The 17,260-nt window shown below is 65.2% G+C and carries 18 protein-coding genes; 11 read left to right on the top strand and 7 right to left on the bottom strand.

All coding sequences use genetic code 11. The annotated features are described in order from the left end of the window. The 4 genes from QZY06_RS09015 to QZY06_RS09030 form a co-directional block, all read left to right on the top strand. Positions 1-1,293: hypothetical protein (locus tag QZY06_RS09015; RefSeq protein WP_295683104.1), on the top strand; the 1,293-nt coding region annotated here is incomplete at its 5' end. Between the two features lie 18 nt (positions 1,294-1,311). Beyond that, positions 1,312-1,740: a PaaI family thioesterase gene (locus QZY06_RS09020; RefSeq protein WP_295683107.1), complete on the top strand. Its 429-nt coding sequence runs from the start codon at positions 1,312-1,314 to the stop codon at positions 1,738-1,740. 112 nt (positions 1,741-1,852) lie between these two features. Then, positions 1,853-3,922, top strand: coding sequence for a carbon starvation CstA family protein (locus QZY06_RS09025; protein ID WP_367275599.1), 2,070 nt, complete (start codon positions 1,853-1,855; stop codon positions 3,920-3,922). Then, positions 3,903-4,136 carry a CstA-like transporter-associated (seleno)protein gene (locus QZY06_RS09030; protein WP_022976692.1) on the top strand — a complete coding sequence of 78 codons (234 nt, stop codon included), beginning with the start codon at positions 3,903-3,905 and terminating at the stop codon, positions 4,134-4,136. Before QZY06_RS09025 ends, QZY06_RS09030 begins: the two co-directional genes overlap by 20 nt. Positions 4,137-4,145: 9 nt before the next feature. On the opposite strand, the gene QZY06_RS09035 is transcribed toward QZY06_RS09030, so the two are convergent. Further along, positions 4,146-5,084, bottom strand: a complete 939-nt coding sequence (locus tag QZY06_RS09035) for a homoserine kinase (RefSeq protein WP_295683112.1) — start codon at positions 5,082-5,084, stop codon at positions 4,146-4,148. A 114-nt stretch (positions 5,085-5,198) separates the two neighbouring features. Here QZY06_RS09035 and QZY06_RS09040 point away from each other — a divergent pair, with 114 nt between their 5' ends. Further along, positions 5,199-6,653: a TrkH family potassium uptake protein gene (locus tag QZY06_RS09040; protein WP_367275600.1), complete on the top strand. Its 1,455-nt coding sequence runs from the start codon at positions 5,199-5,201 to the stop codon at positions 6,651-6,653. A 15-nt stretch (positions 6,654-6,668) separates the two neighbouring features. Here the strand turns inward: QZY06_RS09040 and trkA are convergent, their stop codons facing one another. Further along, positions 6,669-8,048 (bottom strand): Trk system potassium transporter TrkA, encoded by a 1,380-nt coding sequence (gene trkA / locus QZY06_RS09045; RefSeq protein ID WP_295683119.1) that lies wholly within the window; start codon positions 8,046-8,048, stop codon positions 6,669-6,671. A gap of 172 nt (positions 8,049-8,220) precedes the next feature. On the opposite strand from trkA, the gene QZY06_RS09050 reads away from it, so the two are divergent. The 3 genes from QZY06_RS09050 to QZY06_RS09060 are packed head-to-tail and all read left to right on the top strand — an operon-like array spanning position 8,221 to position 9,773. After that, entirely contained in the window at positions 8,221-9,063 is an 843-nt protein-coding gene (locus tag QZY06_RS09050) for an alpha/beta fold hydrolase (protein WP_295683122.1), read from the top strand. 31 nt (positions 9,064-9,094) lie between these two features. Continuing rightward, positions 9,095-9,397: a type II toxin-antitoxin system HigB family toxin gene (locus tag QZY06_RS09055; RefSeq protein ID WP_295683127.1), complete on the top strand. Its 303-nt coding sequence runs from the start codon at positions 9,095-9,097 to the stop codon at positions 9,395-9,397. 7 nt (positions 9,398-9,404) lie between these two features. Next, entirely contained in the window at positions 9,405-9,773 is a 369-nt protein-coding gene (locus QZY06_RS09060) for a transcriptional regulator (protein ID WP_295683130.1), read from the top strand. Positions 9,774-9,776: 3 nt separating this feature from the next. Here the strand turns inward: QZY06_RS09060 and glpK are convergent, their stop codons facing one another. The 3 genes from glpK to QZY06_RS09075 all read right to left on the bottom strand — a co-directional run bounded on the left by glpK (position 9,777) and on the right by QZY06_RS09075 (position 12,913). Next, complete coding sequence (gene glpK, locus QZY06_RS09065; protein WP_295683132.1) at positions 9,777-11,279, bottom strand: glycerol kinase GlpK; 1,503 nt, start codon at positions 11,277-11,279, stop codon at positions 9,777-9,779. Between the two features lie 142 nt (positions 11,280-11,421). Further along, positions 11,422-12,219 (bottom strand): anti-sigma factor, encoded by a 798-nt coding sequence (locus tag QZY06_RS09070; protein ID WP_295683135.1) that lies wholly within the window; start codon positions 12,217-12,219, stop codon positions 11,422-11,424. Positions 12,220-12,232: 13 nt separating this feature from the next. Then, on the bottom strand, positions 12,233-12,913 hold the full coding sequence (locus QZY06_RS09075; RefSeq protein ID WP_295683142.1) for a sigma-70 family RNA polymerase sigma factor: 681 nt from the start codon (positions 12,911-12,913) through the stop codon (positions 12,233-12,235). Positions 12,914-12,934: 21 nt separating this feature from the next. Between QZY06_RS09075 and hemB the strand changes: the two genes are divergently transcribed. From hemB to bla, 3 genes are read left to right on the top strand one after another with little or no spacing between them, the layout of a single operon-like run. Beyond that, a complete protein-coding gene (gene hemB / locus QZY06_RS09080; protein WP_295683144.1) occupies positions 12,935-13,975 on the top strand; it encodes a porphobilinogen synthase in 1,041 nt (346 codons plus the stop codon). Continuing rightward, on the top strand, positions 13,975-14,808 hold the full coding sequence (gene aroE, locus QZY06_RS09085) for a shikimate dehydrogenase (RefSeq protein ID WP_295683146.1): 834 nt from the start codon (positions 13,975-13,977) through the stop codon (positions 14,806-14,808). The genes hemB and aroE overlap by 1 nt, the downstream gene beginning before the upstream one ends. A 21-nt stretch (positions 14,809-14,829) precedes the next feature. Next, positions 14,830-15,726 carry a class A beta-lactamase gene (bla, locus tag QZY06_RS09090; RefSeq protein ID WP_295683148.1) on the top strand — a complete coding sequence of 299 codons (897 nt, stop codon included), beginning with the start codon at positions 14,830-14,832 and terminating at the stop codon, positions 15,724-15,726. Positions 15,727-15,741: 15 nt separating this feature from the next. On the opposite strand, the gene QZY06_RS09095 is transcribed toward bla, so the two are convergent. Together QZY06_RS09095 and QZY06_RS09100 are read right to left on the bottom strand one after the other, a co-directional pair. Then, complete coding sequence (locus QZY06_RS09095) at positions 15,742-16,716, bottom strand: magnesium transporter CorA family protein (protein WP_295683150.1); 975 nt, start codon at positions 16,714-16,716, stop codon at positions 15,742-15,744. Between the two features lie 57 nt (positions 16,717-16,773). Continuing rightward, the gene (locus tag QZY06_RS09100) at positions 16,774-17,211 is read right to left on the bottom strand and encodes a hypothetical protein (RefSeq protein ID WP_295683152.1); all 438 of its coding nucleotides are present in this window, start codon (positions 17,209-17,211) and stop codon (positions 16,774-16,776) included. Positions 17,212-17,260: the final 49 nt, after the last annotated feature.

The raw sequence follows: 17,260 nt of genomic DNA on the forward strand, positions 1-17,260 counted from the left end.
GGCGGCGGCATGCTGTACGCCTCGGCCACCGCCGAACAACCGGCTTACGCATCGTTCCGCATCGGTACAACGACCGTGGACCTCAACCAAGGCGCGCTGAACAGCCTGCTATCTGGCTTGTTGGGCACCAGTGTCAATCTGACAGCCGTTGGCTATCAGGGGATAGCTGCTGCCAGGGTGACGCTCGGCAATCTGGCGCTCGCTGCGGGCGTCAATTCGCTGAACGATCTGCTGGCGCTGGACCTTACGGCACCGCAAGCACTGAGCATCATCAGCGCAGCCTTGGCGACAACTGGCGATGCGACCTCCGGTACTGCGGCTGGTCTGATCTCAGGCCTAGCCGGACAGTCCTATAACAACGCCGTGGTCATCCAGAACGTTTTCGGGCAGATATTCAACTCGGTCGGAACCAGCTTGAACCCGGCTGTCACCAGCATTGTCGGCACGATTCCCTTCGTCGATGGTCTTGGCCTGCTGACGGCGCTCGGTCAGGCCGCGGCTGTAGGCAGGGCATCGATCCAGTTGCCGGTGACGGTCAACATCCCGGGACTTGCCGGCATCGGCGTTTTCCTGAAGGTGATCGAGCCGGAGCAGACTTCTAATCCGCCCGGCCGGCCGGGTCTCGACTCGACGAACACGCCGTACACCACCGCGCAGTCCTCGCAGGTCCGGCTGCAGACCCGGATCAACCTGTCGGTGCTGACGCTGCCGCTGATCCGACTGGCACTGGATGTCGACGTCGGCAACGGCCTTGCCGAACTGCTGACTGTGCAGTGCCCGTCGGTCAGCAACCCGCAGCCGCTCGCGACAATCCAGACCACGACAGCCACGATCACCGGAAAAGTCGGGACCTTTAGCGGTTCGGCAACCGCGAATCCTCCGCAGGATCCATCAACCGGTTCGGTGCTCAATGTGCTCGGGATTGTCCGCATCAATGCCACCGCGAACAGCAGCGATTTGTTCGGCACGACGCACCCGGCGCAGACAGCAAGCGGTCCAACCTTTCCTGCGCCGCTGCCAGCGCTTTCCAGCAGCGGCAACCTGACCACGCTGATCACCTCGCTGCTGTCCAGCAACCTGAACATCCAGATACTGTTTCTGCCTGTCAACGCAGGTGGGCTGTTGGCACTGATCTTGAGTCCGGTGACAATGCTGCTCGACACCATCCTCGATCCGCTGCTGACGACACTCGGCGTCAGCCTCGGTGAAGCTGCAGTGACCGTTGACAGCATCACCACGCAGCGGCCGTCGATCGTCAATACTTGCCTGCCAGGAACCGCCAACTGCCAGTAAGTACCCCGTGATCATCCGATGAGCCGTCCGCTGCAACCGGTGCTCGACGCCGCCGAGGTCGAACGCATCATCTCCGACGGCCTGCCGATGTCTTCGTTCGCGCAGATGGCGGTTACCGAGGTGAAGCCGGGGTCGGCGACGATCCGGATTCCGTTCCGCGACTGGATGATCCGTCCGGGCGGCACCATTGCCGGGCCGGTGCTGATGCTGGCGGCAGATTCCGCAATGTACGCGGTGATCCTCGCCCACATCGGCGATCAGGTGATGGCGGTCACCTCAAGTCTTACCATCAACTTCCTGAGCCGGCCGCGGCCGGTCGATGTGGTCGCCGAAGGCCGTATCCTGAAACTGGGCCGGCGTCTGGCGGTCGTCGAGGTGCTGATCAAGAGCGAGGGCGACGACACCCTGGTCGCCCATGTCACCGGCAGCTACGCGCTGCCATCCTGATCTCCGGCTGCGGACGATCGGCGCTTGACCCGGTGAGGCGCACCGCCGAATCTTGCGCGCGAGCCGCGCCCGTCCCGGGCAAGCCCTCCATGGATTCCGCAACAATCCCACGATGAACACCCTTGCAAGCCGCGTTGGCTGGACGGCGCTGTCGATCTTCGGCGCGGCCTGTCTGGCGGTGGTCGCCTTGCGGCGCGGCGAAACCATCAATGCGATGTGGCTGATCGCGGCCAGCGGTTCGGTGTTCGTGCTCAGTTACCGCTTCTACAGCCGCTACCTCGCCGATGTGGCGCTGAAGATCGATCCGAGACGCGCCACGCCGGCGGTGCTGCGCAACGACGGTCTGGATTACGTGCCGACCGATCGCACCGTGCTGTTCGGCCATCACTTCGCCGCCATCGCGGGCGCCGGCCCGCTGGTCGGCCCTGTGCTCGCAGCACAGATGGGTTACCTGCCCGGCACCTTGTGGATTCTGGTCGGCGTGGTGTTCGCTGGCGCGGTGCAGGATTTCGTCATCCTGTTCTTCTCGACGCGCCGCGATGCCCGCGGCCTCGGCGACATGATCCGCACCGAGCTCGGGCCGGTGGCTGGCGGTGTGGTGATGGGCGGCATCCTGATGATCACCATCATGTTGATCGCCGTTCTCGCGCTGATCGTGGTCAAGGCGCTGAGTGAGAGCCCCTGGGGCCTGTTCACGGTGGCGGCGACAATTCCGATCGCGCTGTTCATGGGCGTTTATTCCCGATACCTGCGGCCCGGCAAGGTTGGCGAGGTGTCCTTGATTGGCGTGGCGCTGCTGATCGCTTCCGTGCTGCTTGGCGGCCAGGTGGCGGCTGATCCAGCCTGGGCGGCGGCGTTCACCCATGACGGCAAGACCCTGGCCTGGATGCTGATCGGCTACGGCTTCGCCGCTTCGGTGCTGCCGGTCTGGCTGCTGCTGGCGCCGCGCGATTACCTGTCCACCTTCCTGAAGATCGGCACCATCGCCGTGCTCGCAGTGGCGATCCTGATCTCCGCCCCCGAACTGAAGATGCCGGCGGTCACCCGCTTCATCGACGGCAGCGGGCCGGTCTGGGCCGGGCCGATGTTCCCGTTCCTGTTCATCACCATCGCCTGCGGCGCAGTCAGCGGTTTCCACGCCATGGTGTCCAGCGGCACCACGCCGAAGATGCTCGCCAGCGAGAGCCACGCCAGGCCGATCGGCTACGGCAGCATGCTGATGGAAGCGGCCGTCGCGGTCATGGCGCTGACCGCCGCCTGCATCCTCGAACCCGGCATCTATTTCGCGATGAATACACCCGCTGCGGTGCTGGGCACCACGGCGGAATCCGCTGCGACGGCAATCGCCAACTGGGGCTTCGTGGTCACGCCGGATCTGCTGACGCAGACCGCGAAGGACATCGGCGAAACCACCATCCTGTCCCGCGCCGGTGGCGCGCCGACGCTCGCCGTGGGCATGGCGCAGATCCTTCATCACCTGGTGCCGGGGATCGCCTCGATGGCCTTCTGGTACCACTACGCGATCCTGTTCGAAGCGCTGTTCATCCTGACCACGATCGACGCCGGTACCCGCATCGGTCGCTTCATGATCCAGGACTTCATCGGCAGCGCGTACGCGCCGATGAAGAACACCCGCAGCTGGCTGGCCAACGGCGTGGCGACCACGATCTGCGTGTCTGGCTGGGGCTGGTTCCTGTACCAGGGCGTCACCGATCCGCTCGGCGGCATCAACTCGCTGTGGCCGCTGTTCGGCATCGCCAACCAGATGCTCGCCGGCATCGCCCTGATCTTCGCCACCGTGGTGCTGATCAAGATGAAGCGCGAGCGCTATGTCTGGATCGTCGCCGTGCCGATGGTCTGGCTGCTGATCTGCACCCTGACGGCCGGCTGGCTGAAAGTGTTCTCGGCCAACCCGCGCATCGGCTTCCTCGCCCATGCCGACAAGTTCGGCAGCGCGCTGGCCAAGGGCGAACTGCTGGCGCCGGCCAAGTCGATCGGCCAGATGCAGCAGATCGTCCTCAACGATCGCATCGACGCCGGCCTGGCGCTGCTGTTCATGTCGGTGGTGGTGATCGTCTTCGTGCTCGCCGTGCGCACCGCAATCGCCAGCTGGCGCAGCCGCGTGCCGACGGCAATCGAAGCGCCTTACGTGTCGATCGACGATGCGCCGGCCGCGGCCTGAAGCGCCCGATTCCAGCCTGATCGCGCGGCTGCATGCCGCGTGGAAGAAGGCGGCCGAGACCGCCAATCTGGCGGTCGGCGTGCCGGACTACGCAACCTATGTCCGGCACCGCGAAACCACGCATCCGGGCGAACCGGTGATGAGCTATGCCGAGTTCTTTCGCGAGCGGCAGGACGCGCGCTATGGGAGTGCGGCGAATCCGCGTTGCTGCTGAGCGCGGCGCCTATAGCGTCGGCGACGTCTGCCCACGGTGATGCTCGAGAATCCGCCGATACGGCTCCGGGTCCTTGATGTGGACGAGGTCGCCTTCGCGGGGGAAGGTCCAGTCGTACAGGCGGGACAGGTAGAAGCGGAACGCGGCGGCGCGCAGCACCAGCGGCCAGGCTTTGGTTTCCGCGGCGGTCGGCGGTCGGCAGGCGCGATAGGCGGATAGCAGCGCCGCCGCATGGGCACGGTCGAGGCTGCCATCAGGCTCGGCGCACCAGTCGTTCAAGGTCACGGCCAGGTCGTAGAGCAGGGCGTCGTTGCAGGCGTAGTAGAAGTCGATGACGCCGGTCAGGCGCTCGTCGACGAACAGCACGTTGTCCTTGAACAGGTCGGCGTGGATCACGCCTTGTGGCAGGGCGGCGAGATCGAGACGGGACTGCGCTTCGAGTTCATCGGCGATCAGTGCACGGGCGTCGTCGGCAACATGCGGCAGCAGGGTTTCGCCGGTCTTGCGACGCCATTCAACACCGCGCGCGTTGAAGCAGGTGCCGGTGTAGCTGGCGGTGAGCTTGTGCAGTTCGCCCAGCGCATGGCCGACGGCTGCGCACTGCGCCAGCGACGGAAACAGCACGCTCTGGCCGGTGAGCCTGGCGACCAGCGCGGCCGGCTTGCCGTTCAGCGCCTTCAGCGTCTGGCCATTGTTGTCGGCCACCGGCAGGGCGCTCGGATAACCGTGGCGCGCCAGGTGTTCCATCAGGCCGAGGAAGAACGGCAGATCGTCGTAGTTCAGGCGCTCGAACAGGGTCAGTACCCAGCGACTGCGGCTGGTGTCGACGAAATAATTGGTGTTCTCGATGCCCTCGCCGATGCCAGTGAAGCCGAGCAGCGTGCCCAGATCGTACTGGTGCAGGAAGGCTTCGAGTTCGGCGTGGCTGACTTTGGTGAAGACGGACATAAGCGGCGATGGTCGGGCGGTCGCCGCGCAGTTTACGGAAAGCCGCTGCTAGGCGGAGCCGCGCGGCACCCGTTGTAAACTGCGGCTGTCCCCCGCTGCCGACCGCTAGCCTTGCTGAAGGATCTGCTCCACGTCATCCGGCCGCTCGGCATTCTGCTGATGGCATTTTCGGTGGCTTTCCTGCCGCCGATCGGGGTGTCGCTGTATTTCGACGAAGGCGCGCTGCCGCCGTTCGTGGCGGGTGCCGCGATCAATTTCGCGGTCGGTTTCGTGATGTGGATCGTCGGCCGCTGGCATCGCCGGGAACTGAAATCGCGCGACGGTTTCCTGCTGGTGGCGCTGATCTGGATGCTGGTCGCGGCCACGGCCACGGTGCCGATGATCCTCGGGCTCGGCATGTCGTTCACCGATGCCTACTTCGAGACCATGTCCGGCGTCACTACCACCGGCGCCACGGTGATCACCGGTCTCGATCACTTGCCCCATGCTCACAACCTGTGGCGGCACGAGCTGACCTGGCTCGGCGGCCTCGGCATCATCGGCCTGGCGATGGCGGTGCTGCCGCTGCTCGGCGTCGGCGGCATGCAGGTCTACCGCGCTGAAGCCACCGGCCCGATCAAGGATTCCAAGCTGACGCCGCGCTTCGTGCAGACGGCGCGCTCGATCTGGCTGATCTACACCGGCCTGACGGTGGCCTGCGTGTTCGCCTTCCGCGTGGCCGGCATGAGCTGGTTCGATGCCGTCTGCCACTCGTTCTCGGTGCTGTCGCTCGGCGGCTTTTCGACTCACGACGCCAGCATCGGCTATTTCAATTCGCCGTTGATCGAAGCGATCGCCGCGATTTTCATGCTGCTTGCCGGCGTCAACTTCGCGACCCATTTCGTCTGCTGGAGAGGCCGTTCGTTACGGCCGTATCTGCGCGATGCCGAAATCCGCACCATGTTGCTACTGGTCGTGATCAGCAGCTTTGGCCTGGCGCTTTATGTCTGGCTGCTCGGTTCCTACCCCAGCTACTGGACGGCGCTGCGCCACGCGTTCTTCAACGTCGTGTCGGTGGGCCTGACCTGCGGTCTGGCAAGTACCGACTTCGGCCAGTGGCCGGTCTTCGCCAGCCTGTGGATGCTGATGCTGTCCTGTGTGCTGAGCTCTGCCGGATCGACCGGCGGCGGCATCAAGATGATCCGCCTGCTGATCCTGTTCAAGCAGAGCGCGCGCGAACTGACCAGCCTGGTGCATCCGAGCTCGGTATCGACCCTGAAGGTCGGCGGCCAGGTGATCGCCGATCGCACCGTGCTGTCGGTATTCGGCTTCATCCATCTGTACACGATCAGCATCGTGACTTTGAGCATGCTGCTGGTGCTGTCCGGTCTGGATCTGCCGACTTCGTTCAGCGCCGTGCTGGCATCGATCAACAATATGGGTCCCGGGATCGGCATCGTCGGCCCGGCAGGCAGTTACCAACCGCTGAGCGATTTCCAGACCTGGATCTGCACCGCGGCGATGCTGATCGGCCGTCTCGAAGTGTTCGTGCTCGTGGTGCTGCTGACGCCGACCTTCTGGCGCGATTAGCGCCGCCGGCGGCGTTCAGATGAACGTCAGGCCGACCTGAAAGAGTTTCTCCACATCCTTGGTCCGGCGCTTGTCGACGATGAACAGGATCACGTGATCCTCGGCTTCGATGACCACGTCGCGATGGGCAATGATCACCGCGTCACCGCGGACGATCGCGCCGATCGTGGTGCCCGGCGGCAGCTTGACCTCGTCGAGCCGGCGGCCGACCACCTTCGAATTGTGGCGATCGCCATGCGCCACCGCTTCGATCGCTTCCGCAGCGCCGCGACGCAGGGAATGCACCTTGGCGACATCGCCGCGCCGCACGTGGGCGAGCAGCGCTGACACCGTGGCCTGCTGTGGCGATACGGCGATATCGATCGCCCCGCCTTCCACCAGATCGACGTAAGCCAGCCGGTTGATCAGCGACAGCACCCGCCGTGCACCAAGCCGCTTGGCCAGCATTGCCGACAGGATGTTCGCTTCGTCGTCATTGGTGACCGCACAGAAGACGTCGGTGTCCTCGATGTTCTCTTCTTCGAGCAGCGCCTCGTTGGCGGCATCACCGGCCAGCACCACGACGTGGTTCAGCTGCTCGGACAGATAACGCGCGCGTTCGCTGTTGCGCTCGATGATCTTCACCTGCAGCTTCTTTTCCAGCGCGCGCGCCAGACGCATGCCGATGTTGCCGCCGCCAGCGAGCATCACCCGCTTCACCGGGCGATCGGCCTTGCGCAGCTCGGCCATGATCTTCGGGATGTGCACCTTGGCGCCGACGAAGAACACTTCGTCGTCGGCCTCGATGATCGTCGATCCTTCGGGGATGATCGGCTTGCCGCGCCGGTAGATCGCCGCCACGCGGGCATCGACGCCGGCCGGCAGATGCGACGGCAGTTCCTTCAGTTCGTTGCCGACCAGCGGCCCGCCGTAATAGGCGCGCACGCCGACCAGCTGCACCTTTCCGTCAGCGAAATCGACCACCTGCAGCGCACCCGGATACTCGATCAGCCGCAGGATCGCTTCGGTGACCAGCTGCTCGGGGCTGATCCGCATGTCGACGCTCAGCGCATCGGGCAGGAACAGCCGGTCTTCCTCGTTCAGATATTCGGCGGCGCGAACCCGGGCGATCTTGGTCGGCGTATGGAACAGCGTCTGGCTGATCCGGCAGGCGAGCATGTTGGTCTCGTCGCTGTCGGTGACCGCGATGATCATGTCGGCATCGTTGACGCCGGCGCGGCGCAGGGTATCCGGGTGCGAGGCATGGCCCAGCACGGTGCGGATATCCAGGCGTTCCTGGAGTGCGTTCAGCGCCGCACGGCTGGCATCGACGACGGTGATGTCGTTCGCTTCACGGGCCAGGTTCTCGGCCAGTGTCGAACCGACCTGGCCGGCACCCAGGATCACGATCTTCATGCCAAGGCGGAGGTCATGTTCGGGGGTGCGGTGTTCACGGCCGGCAACTTAACCCCGCTTGTTGCACTGCGCAACCGAGCGCCAACGGTGCAAAGCGCAGCAATCGCAGACATCGTTGCGCGGGCGTTACAGTAATGCGGCGCGACCTGCGCCCGTCCTGCCGGAGCCTGATGTGATCTACGAACTGCGCCATTTCGAGTACGGCGAACATCGCCTGTCCTACGAGGTGCACGGCGCCGGCCCGCAGACTGTGGTGCTGCTGCACGGCCTGCTGCTCGATGCCCACGTCAACCGCGATCTCGGCTGCGCGCTGGCTAATGCCGGCTTCCGCGTGGTGCTGCTCGATCTACTCGGCCATGGCCGCAGCGACCGGCCGCATGATCCGACCCTGCACCGCTTCGATCTCTACGCCAAGCAGGTCATCGCCCTGCTCGATCATCTGCAGGTGCGCCAGGCCGTGATCGGTGGTTTGTCGCTCGGTGCCGATGTCAGCCTGCACGTCGCCGCACTGGCGCCGAACCGGGTGCGCGCGCTGTTCATCGAGATGCCGGTGATGGAATGGGCAACGCCGTCGGCGGCGATCCTGTTCGCGCCGCTGCTGGTCACCGTGCGCCGCGCCAAACCGCTGGTGCGTCTGTGGGCCAAGTTCTGGCGAGCGATGCCGCGGCCGAAAAACAACACCGGCATCAGCCTGATGAACCTGCTGTCGATGGCGCCGGAAGAACTGGGCGCGGTGCTGCACGGCATCCTCGTTGGCCCGGTGGTGCCCGAGATCGCCGCCCGCCGCGCGATGACCATGCCGACCCTGATCATCGGCCACACCGGCGATTTCCTGCACCCGTTCGACGATGCCGCGGCACTCGCCCGGCAGCTGCCGAACGCCAAGTTCATCGAAGCCCGATCGATCCTCGAACTGCGCACCAAGCCGGAGCGGATGCTGCCGGAAATCGTCCAGTTCTTTACCGAGAACGGGATGCAGCGACGCATCGTGTCGAGAGTGAAGTCCGGCACTTGAAATAGTCCCAATTCGGGACTAAATTGCCGCGATGAGAGTGATCGCGCTGTCGACCTTGAAAGCTTTCTGGGTCGAACGTCCTGAATATCGCGATGCCGAGGCCCCGGCGCTTGCCTGGTATCGGCTGCTGCAGAAAGCCGATTGGGCACAGCCGGGCGACGTGAAGGCGGATTTCGGTACCGCCAGCATCCTTCGCGATGGTCGCGTGGTCTTCAACATTGCTGGCAACAAATACCGCATCGTCGTCTGGATCAATTACCCCTATCGCGTCGTTTACATCCGTTTCGTCGGTACTCACCGGCAATACGATCAGATCGACGTACAGACCATCTGAGATCGCCATGAACATCAAGCCCATCCGTACCGACGCCGATTACCGCAGCGCCCTGCAGGGCATCGAGTCCTTGATGAGTGCCGAAGCGAATTCGCCCGAGGGCGAGCGGCTGGACGTCATGGTGACCCTGGTGGAAGCTTGGGAGCGCAAACACTTCCCGATGGAGCTGCCGGACGCCGTGGACGCGATCAAGTTCCAGATGGAACAGCAGGGCTTGAGCATCGATGATCTGGTACCGGTCATTGGTGCCAGGAACCGTGTTTATGAAGTGCTGAACCGGACGCGGCCGCTGACCTTGCGGATGATCACCGGCCTGCACGCCAGTCTCGGCATTCCGGCCGAAAGCCTGCTCAAGCAGACAGCCCGCGCTGCTTGAAGATCAGGCCGCCGCCGAGCGCGTCCGCGCCACGGCGGCCACCCAGCCGGCGTACAGCGCGTCGGCGCGCTTGGCGTCCATCTGCGGCTCGAAGCGGGCATCGGCGCGCCAAAGTGCTGCGATCTCGTCCAGCGACTCGTAGACCCCGGAAGTAAGGCCGGCGAGCAGGGCGGCGCCGAGCGCCGTGGTTTCCACCGTCTGCGGACGGACCACCGTGACCCGGACGATGTCGGCAAGAAACTGCATCAGCCAGTCGTTGACCGCCATGCCGCCGTCGACTCGCAGTTCGGTCGGCGCGATCGCGTCCTTGGCCATCGCATCGAGCAGATCGCGGGTCTGGTAGCAGACCGATTCCAGTGCGGCGCGAACGATGTGGGCGATGCCGGAATCGCGAGTCAGGCCGAGGATCGCGCCGCGCGCGCGCGGGTCCCAGTAGGGCGCGCCGAGGCCGGTGAAGGCCGGCACCAGATAGACGCCCTGGGTGTCCGGGATGGTCTTCGCCAGCGCTTCGGTTTCGGCAGCGGAGCCGATCAGGTGCACGGCGTCGCGCAGCCATTGCACGGCGGCGCCAGCAACGAAGATCGAACCTTCCAGCGCGTGGGTCGTTTCGCCCTTCAGACGGTAGCCGACCGTGCTCAGCAAACGGTGTTCGGACTGCACCGCCTTGTCGCCGGTGTTCAGCACCACGAAGCAGCCGGTGCCGTAAGTGCTCTTGATCATGCCGGGCTGGAAGCAGGCCTGGCCGACGGTGGCCGCCTGCTGATCGCCGACCAGCGCGCCGATGGTCACCGCGCTGCCCAGTAATTCGGCGTCGGTCTGGCCGTAGTCGGCGGCTGAATCGCGCACCTCGGGCAGCAGCGAGCGCGGCAGCTTGAAGAAGGCCAGCAGCTGGTCGTCCCAGTCCGCGGTGTGCAGGTTGTAGAGCAGGGTGCGCGAGGCGTTGGTGGCGTCGGTGGCGTGCACCTTGCCGCCGGTCAGCTTCCAGAGCAGCCAGCAGTCGATGGTGCCGAAGGCCAGCTCGCCGGCTTCGGCGCGGGCACGGGCGCCGTCGACGTGGTCGAGCATCCAGGCGATCTTGGTTGCCGAGAAATACGGATCGAGCAGCAGGCCGGTGCTGATGTTCAGCTTCTGCTCGAGGAAGGCCGCACTGTTCTCGTCGCAGAAGGTGGCGGTGCGGCGGTCCTGCCAGACGATCGCCGGGTGGATCGGCTCGCCGGTCTTGCGATCCCAGACCACCGTGGTTTCGCGCTGGTTGGTGATGCCGATCGCGGCGAGATCGCTGGCCGGAAGCCCGGCCTCGGCGAGCGCGCCCTTGGCGCAGGCCAGGGTATCGGTCCAGATGCGGGAAGCGTCGTGTTCAACCCAGCCGGAATCCGGGAATGACTGCGGCAGCTCGCACTGCGACACGCCGAGCTTGTTGCCCAGCCGATCGAAGACGATCGCCCGCGTGCTGGTGGTGCCCTGGTCGATGGCGAGCAGCGCGGTCTTCGGTCTGGGTTCGGTCATGGCGTTTTTCGTTGCGGTTTGTTCTTGGCGAACCGGGAAGGTACCGATCAGCGCCGATGGTTGCCAGCGGCAGCGCAGGCCAGAAACGAAAACGGCGCCCAGAGAATTCCAGGGCGCCGCCTTCGATACCGCCTGTAGAGCTTCAGACCGCCTTGATCGCGGGTCCCGAAGTCAGCACCGGGCCGGTCGGCTGGCCGGTCGGCGAACCACCGACCGGTTCCAGGCTGACCGCCAGGGTCAGCTGATCGCCCTTGATGCCGGCCGGCATCTTCATGGTGCCGCTGCCAGTGGTTGGCAGCAGGCCGAGCGACACCGGGCCGGCGTCGGTGATCAGCCACAGCTCCAGGCTGTGCTCGCCCAGCTTCGGATACTCGCCGCTGGCCACCGCCTTCACTTCATCAGCTTCCGGGTGGACGCTGAGCGTCCACTGCATCGTCGATTCCGGCAGCTTCAGCAGCGACACGTAGACCGTCGACGCAAGCTGCGTCGGCTCCGGCGTGGCGGGGGCGGCGGCAACCGGCACGGGAGCCGTTCCCGGCAGCGGCACGCGGGTGCCGATCAGCACGGCGATGACGACGGCTGCAGCGGTGGCAAGGCCGGCGAAGATGCGCCACAGCGGCGCGGGTGGCGGGCTGTCATTGGCGGCGCGTGTCGGCATCTTGCTTGGCGCCGGGGCCGGCGTGCGGATCGGCGTCACGGTGCTCGGCCGTTCGAGGCCGATCTGCTGTTCGAGGTTCTGCCAGATCGCCGGCGGCGGCGTCTGCGGCGCGAGGTTGGCTGCGAGACCGGCGAGGCGCGTTTCCCAGAAACGGATTTCGGCGCGCGTGGCGGCATCGGCGCTTGCGAGGCGCTCGAAACGGCGGCGGGCGCGACCGCGCAGCGTGCCGAGCACGTACTCGGCAGCGAGCATCTGGCGCAGCTTGGCGTTGTCGTACTTCATGGCTTGCCGTTGCTCACCGATCCAGACATTCACGAAGGCGCGACAGACCGCGGCGCACCCAGCTCTTCACCGTACCCAGTGGCGCGTTCATCTGCCGCGCCAGTTCCTGATGCGTATAGCCCTCGTAGTAAGCCAGCAGCACGCTGCGCTTCTGTTCGTCCTGCAGGTCCTTCATGCACTCGTGCAACTTGCCCATTCCTTCCCGCTCCACGGCCCCGTCCTCGGGACTTTGTCCAAGATCGGCGAAGGTCATGGGAGCTTCTTCACCTTCCTCCGGCATCTCGACTTCCGGCCGCTTCATGCGCAGCAGGTCCAGTGCGCGATAACGCGCGACGGTCAGCAGCCAGGTCAACGGCGCGCCCTTCTCGGGTGCGTAGGTGTCGGCTTTCTGCCAAACCCGCAAGAAACAATCCTGCAAGGCTTCATCGGCCCAATCCCGACGTTTCAACATACGCAGCAGCAAGGCGTACAGATGCGAGCTGCAAGCCTGGTAGAGCTGCGCAAAGGCGCGCTGGTTGCCGGCGCCGGTTTCCGCGAGCAGGCGGATCAGGCGTTCTGGATCGGCGTTGGCGGAACTCATCAGACTTCGGACCTGAAGAAGCGGAGGGGTGACATTCGCCGAGCATAACAAGCTCGTGCGCCGTTCTGGCGCAACGGGTGACGTGCTGGTGCAAGTGTCGATGAGCCTTGCCAAGCAGGGCTCAGGCTGATCGCGATGGCCGGCGACTATAATCCCGCCTCCCCAGCTTGCGAGACTGCCGTGGTCCACAGTGCCTATCCCGCTACTCGTCCGCGCCGCCTGCGTGCCGCCGCCTTTTCCCGCGAGCTGAGCCGCGAAACGCGTCTGGCCGCCGGCCAGTTGATCCAGCCGCTGTTCGTCGCCGAAGGCGATCTGCGCGGGCCGATCACCTCGATGCCCGGTCAAGTGCGCCGCAATCTCGACGAGCTGGTCGCCGAATGCCGCGAGCTGGCCGCGCTCGGCATCAGCGCGGTGGCGATGTTCCCGGTCATTCCGCCGGCGCTGAAGAATGAATTCGGCAGCGAATCGCTGAACCCGGACGGCCTGATCCCGCGCGCCATCGCCCGCGTCAAGGAAGCCTGCCCGGGCCTCGGCGTGATCGTCGACATCGCGCTCGACCCGTACACCAGCCACGGCCACGACGGCATCCTCGACGAAGCCGGTTACGTCGCCAACGACATCACCTTGGAAGCGCTGCGCAAGCAGGCCGTGGTGCTGGCTCGTGCCGGTGCCGACGTGCTGGCGCCGAGCGACATGATGGACGGCCGGGTCGGCGCCATTCGCTCAGTGCTGGAGCGCGACATGCGCCACAACACGATGATCCTCAGCTACGCCGCCAAGTACGCGAGCGCCTTCTACGGCCCGTTCCGCGATGCCGTCGGCACCGCCACGGCGCTAAAGGGCGACAAGCGCACCTACCAGATGGACCCGGCGAACAGCGACGAAGCGCTGCGTGAAGTCGGCCTGGACATCGCCGAAGGCGCGGACATCGTCATGGTCAAGCCGGGCATGCCGTATCTCGACATCATCCGCCGCATCAAGGACGAATACGGCGTGCCGGTCGCCGCGTATCAGGTCAGCGGCGAGTACGCGATGCTCAAGGCTGCGGCCCAGAATGGCTGGCTCGATGAGAAGAAGGTGGTGATGGAATCGCTGCTCTGTTTCCGTCGTGCCGGTGCCGACATGGTGCTGAGCTATTTCTCGAAGCAGGCGGCACAGTGGCTGAAGGACGCTTGATGTCCAACGTCGATCGTGAAGTCAGCCGTTACGGGGTGCTCGGCCAGCCGGTCGCGCACTCGAAGTCGCCGCGCATCCACGCCGCGTTCGCCACAAGCCTGAGCCAGAAGCTGCTGTACGAGGCTTACGAAATCGCCCCGGATGAGCTTGGCCCTTCGCTGAGCCGCTTCCACGGCGAAGGCTGGCAGGGTTTCAACCTGACCCTGCCGCACAAGACCGCCGCCGTTGCCCTGTGCGAAAGCCGGACTGACGCCGCCGAGCAGGCCGGCGCGGTCAATACGCTGATCCGCACCGCAACCGGCTGGCAGGGCGACAACACCGACGGCGCTGGCCTGGTCCGCGATCTGGTCGCCAACCTCGGCGTCGTGGTCAAGGGCAAGCGCGTACTGGTGCTCGGCGCCGGCGGTGCTGCGCGCGGCATCCTTGCGCCGCTGCTCGCTGAAGCACCGTCGATCCTGGCCATCTCCAACCGCAATCCGTGGAAGCCGGAAGAGATCGCCGCGGCGATGAAGCCGCTCGGCAACATCGTGCCGCGCACTCATCTGTCACTGAAGGGCGATCAGTTCGATGTCGTCCTGAACGCCACCAGCGCCGGCCATCAGGGCGCGGTGCCACGCCTGCCGCCGGGCCTGTTCGCGCCGGGCGCCATCGCCTATGACCTGAACTACGGGCCGGCCTCCGAGCCGTTCCTGGCCTGGGCCAAGGCAGAAGGCACAGCGAAACTATCCGACGGCCTCGGCATGCTCGTCGAACAGGCCGCCGAAGCGTTTCAGCGCTGGCGCGGCGTGCGGCCGGAGACGGCGGCGGTACTGGCGGAGCTGCGGGCCGGCTGAAGCCAGCCGACAGGTCAATCCATGGACAGAAGAACTTTCAATCTCCTGGCCGGCCTGGCCTTGGCCACGTCCAGCTATCCGCTCAGCGCCCAGAAAAAATTCAGGAAGCTGGACAGCCTCCAGGCGCGCTGCAAAGCGCTGGAAGCGAAGCTGGGTGGGCGGTTGGGCATGAACTGCATCGAAGTCGGCAGCGGAAGGACGGTCGGCTACAAGGCCGACGAGCGCTTCCCGATGTGCAGTACCTTCAAGTGGCTGGCGGCGGCCGTGGTGCTAAGCCGCGTCGATGCCGGTCAGGAGCAGTTGAGCCGTCGCATCCAGTTCAGCCGCGAGGAGCTGATGGAGTGGTCGCCGGTCACCGAGCCGCGTTTGGGCGGCGACGGCATGACCCTCGGCGAGCTTTGCGATGCCGCGATCACCGAAAGCGACAACACGGCAGCCAATCTGATCCTGCGTGAAACCGGCGGCATTCCCGAGTGGAACCGCTACATGCGCTCGATCGGCGACGCCCATTCCCGCCTCGATCGCGGCGAGCCGCTGCTCAATGAAGCACTGCCCGGCGATGTCCGCGACACCAGCACACCGGCGGCGATGACGGCCAACCTGCGCCGCCTGCTGCTCGAAGACCAGCTGTCGCCGGCATCCCGTGAACAGCTGACGCAATGGATGCTCGCGACCAAGACCAGCGACAAGCGCTTGCGTGCCGGCCTGCCTGCGGGCTGGCGGCTGGCCGACAAGACCGGCACCGGCTTTTCCGACACCGGCACCGCCGGCGATGTCGGCGTGCTGTGGTCGCCCTCAGGCAAGCCGATCATCATCGCCGTGTACCTGACGCGGGTTCGCGTAGCGCGCGCCGAGCAGGAAGCGGCGATCGCCGAGATCGGCCGCTGGGTTCGGGAAGATCTGCAAAGCGCAGCCTGATCCGGGCTGGCTACTTCAGAACACCTTCCGCCGCTTCAACCAGAACACCAGGCCCGATCCCAGCGTCGCCAGCAAGCCCAGCACCATGAAGTAGCCGTACTTCCAGTGCAGTTCCGGCATGTTGTCGAAGTTCATGCCGTAGAGGCCGGTGATCAGGGTCAGCGGGAAGAACACGATCGACACCGCGGTCAGCGTGCGGACGATCTCGTTGGTGCGGTGACTCATCGATGCGAAGTGGAGTTGCACCGCAACTTCCACATCCTTCTGCAGCGCATCGCCATGCACCTGCACGCGCGTCAGGTGCTCGACCAGATCGTCCAGCCGCACGCGCTGGTTCTCGGTCAGCTCCACGCGCATGCGGCGGCGCCAGGTGCCGATGGTCTGCAGGTTGTGCTCGCAGAGCAGTTCGAACTGGTGCGCCTGCTTGCGGTAGTTGAGCAGCTCCTGCCAGTCGTCGAACGGGTCTTTCGGATCGAGCAGCGCGTCCTGCAGTTTTTCGAGCCGGTCTTCGAGCTCGTCGACGATCATCAGGTAACGGTCGACCATGATGTCGAGAATGCTGTGCACCAGGCCGATCGGTGTCGACGGGAAGCGCAGCTTGGTCTCGCAGAACTTCTCCTTCACGCGCTGGAACGACACGTTCTCGGCTGCGTGAATGGTGACCAGCAGGCGGTCGAACATGAAGAACGCCGCCGATTTGGTGACGATCAGATTGCTGGCCGACTCGCAGGCTTCCGGCGTCAGGCCGCGGAAGATCAGCATGTCGTAGTCTTCGGTGCCGTCGAAGTACGACGGATGATCACCGTTGAAGCTGTCGGTGACATGGGCGTCGTGGATCTTCTCGCCGCTCAGCTTCTCCGCCCACATCGGCCAGTCGATGGCATCGCTGCGGGTGAAATCGAGCCAGATGAAACCCTCCGCCGGCAGCTGCTCGACGTGATCGATGCGCTTCGGAACCTCGCCCTGACGGTTCAGCTGGTAAATCTGCATAGGGCTCGGATACCGCAGTCGGTCGTCAGCGCTGCCGCGAAGGGGTTTGCTACTGGTTTATTCGAAGCCTTTCTGCGGGCTGATCGACTTCATCTGGGTGAAGAAATCACGCAGCGCCGCATCGAGCTGCGCGCGAATCTGTTCCGGGCCGTCGACGCCGAAGCGCTCCACGGTCTTCACCGGCAGCCAGGCGCTGACCGGGTACGGCTCGCCGCCGCTGACCGCCTTGGTCAGCTGCACGCGATGGAAATAGATCATCTGGCCGGTGATCTTCGAGTCCAGCGCCTTGCTGTACACGTAGACCTTGATGTTCGTGTCGTCGGGAATGTTCTGACCGACCTCGCCGGCAACCGCGCCGACGGCCGAGCGAATGGCGGCCTCGCTGAGCTGCGGATTTTCGCTCTTCACCTTCAGCTCGAACGCCGAGGCTGGCAGTGCCAGTGCGGCCATCAGCAAGGTGACGGAACAGGCGGCGGCAAATTTCATGGATTTCATGGGTCTGATCGTCCGGTTAGTGCGCATCCAACGGACCGCGCGCCGCCAC

The sequence above is a fragment of the uncultured Nevskia sp. genome (assembly GCF_903885465.1).
Classification (GTDB): Bacteria; Pseudomonadota; Gammaproteobacteria; order Nevskiales; family Nevskiaceae; genus Nevskia.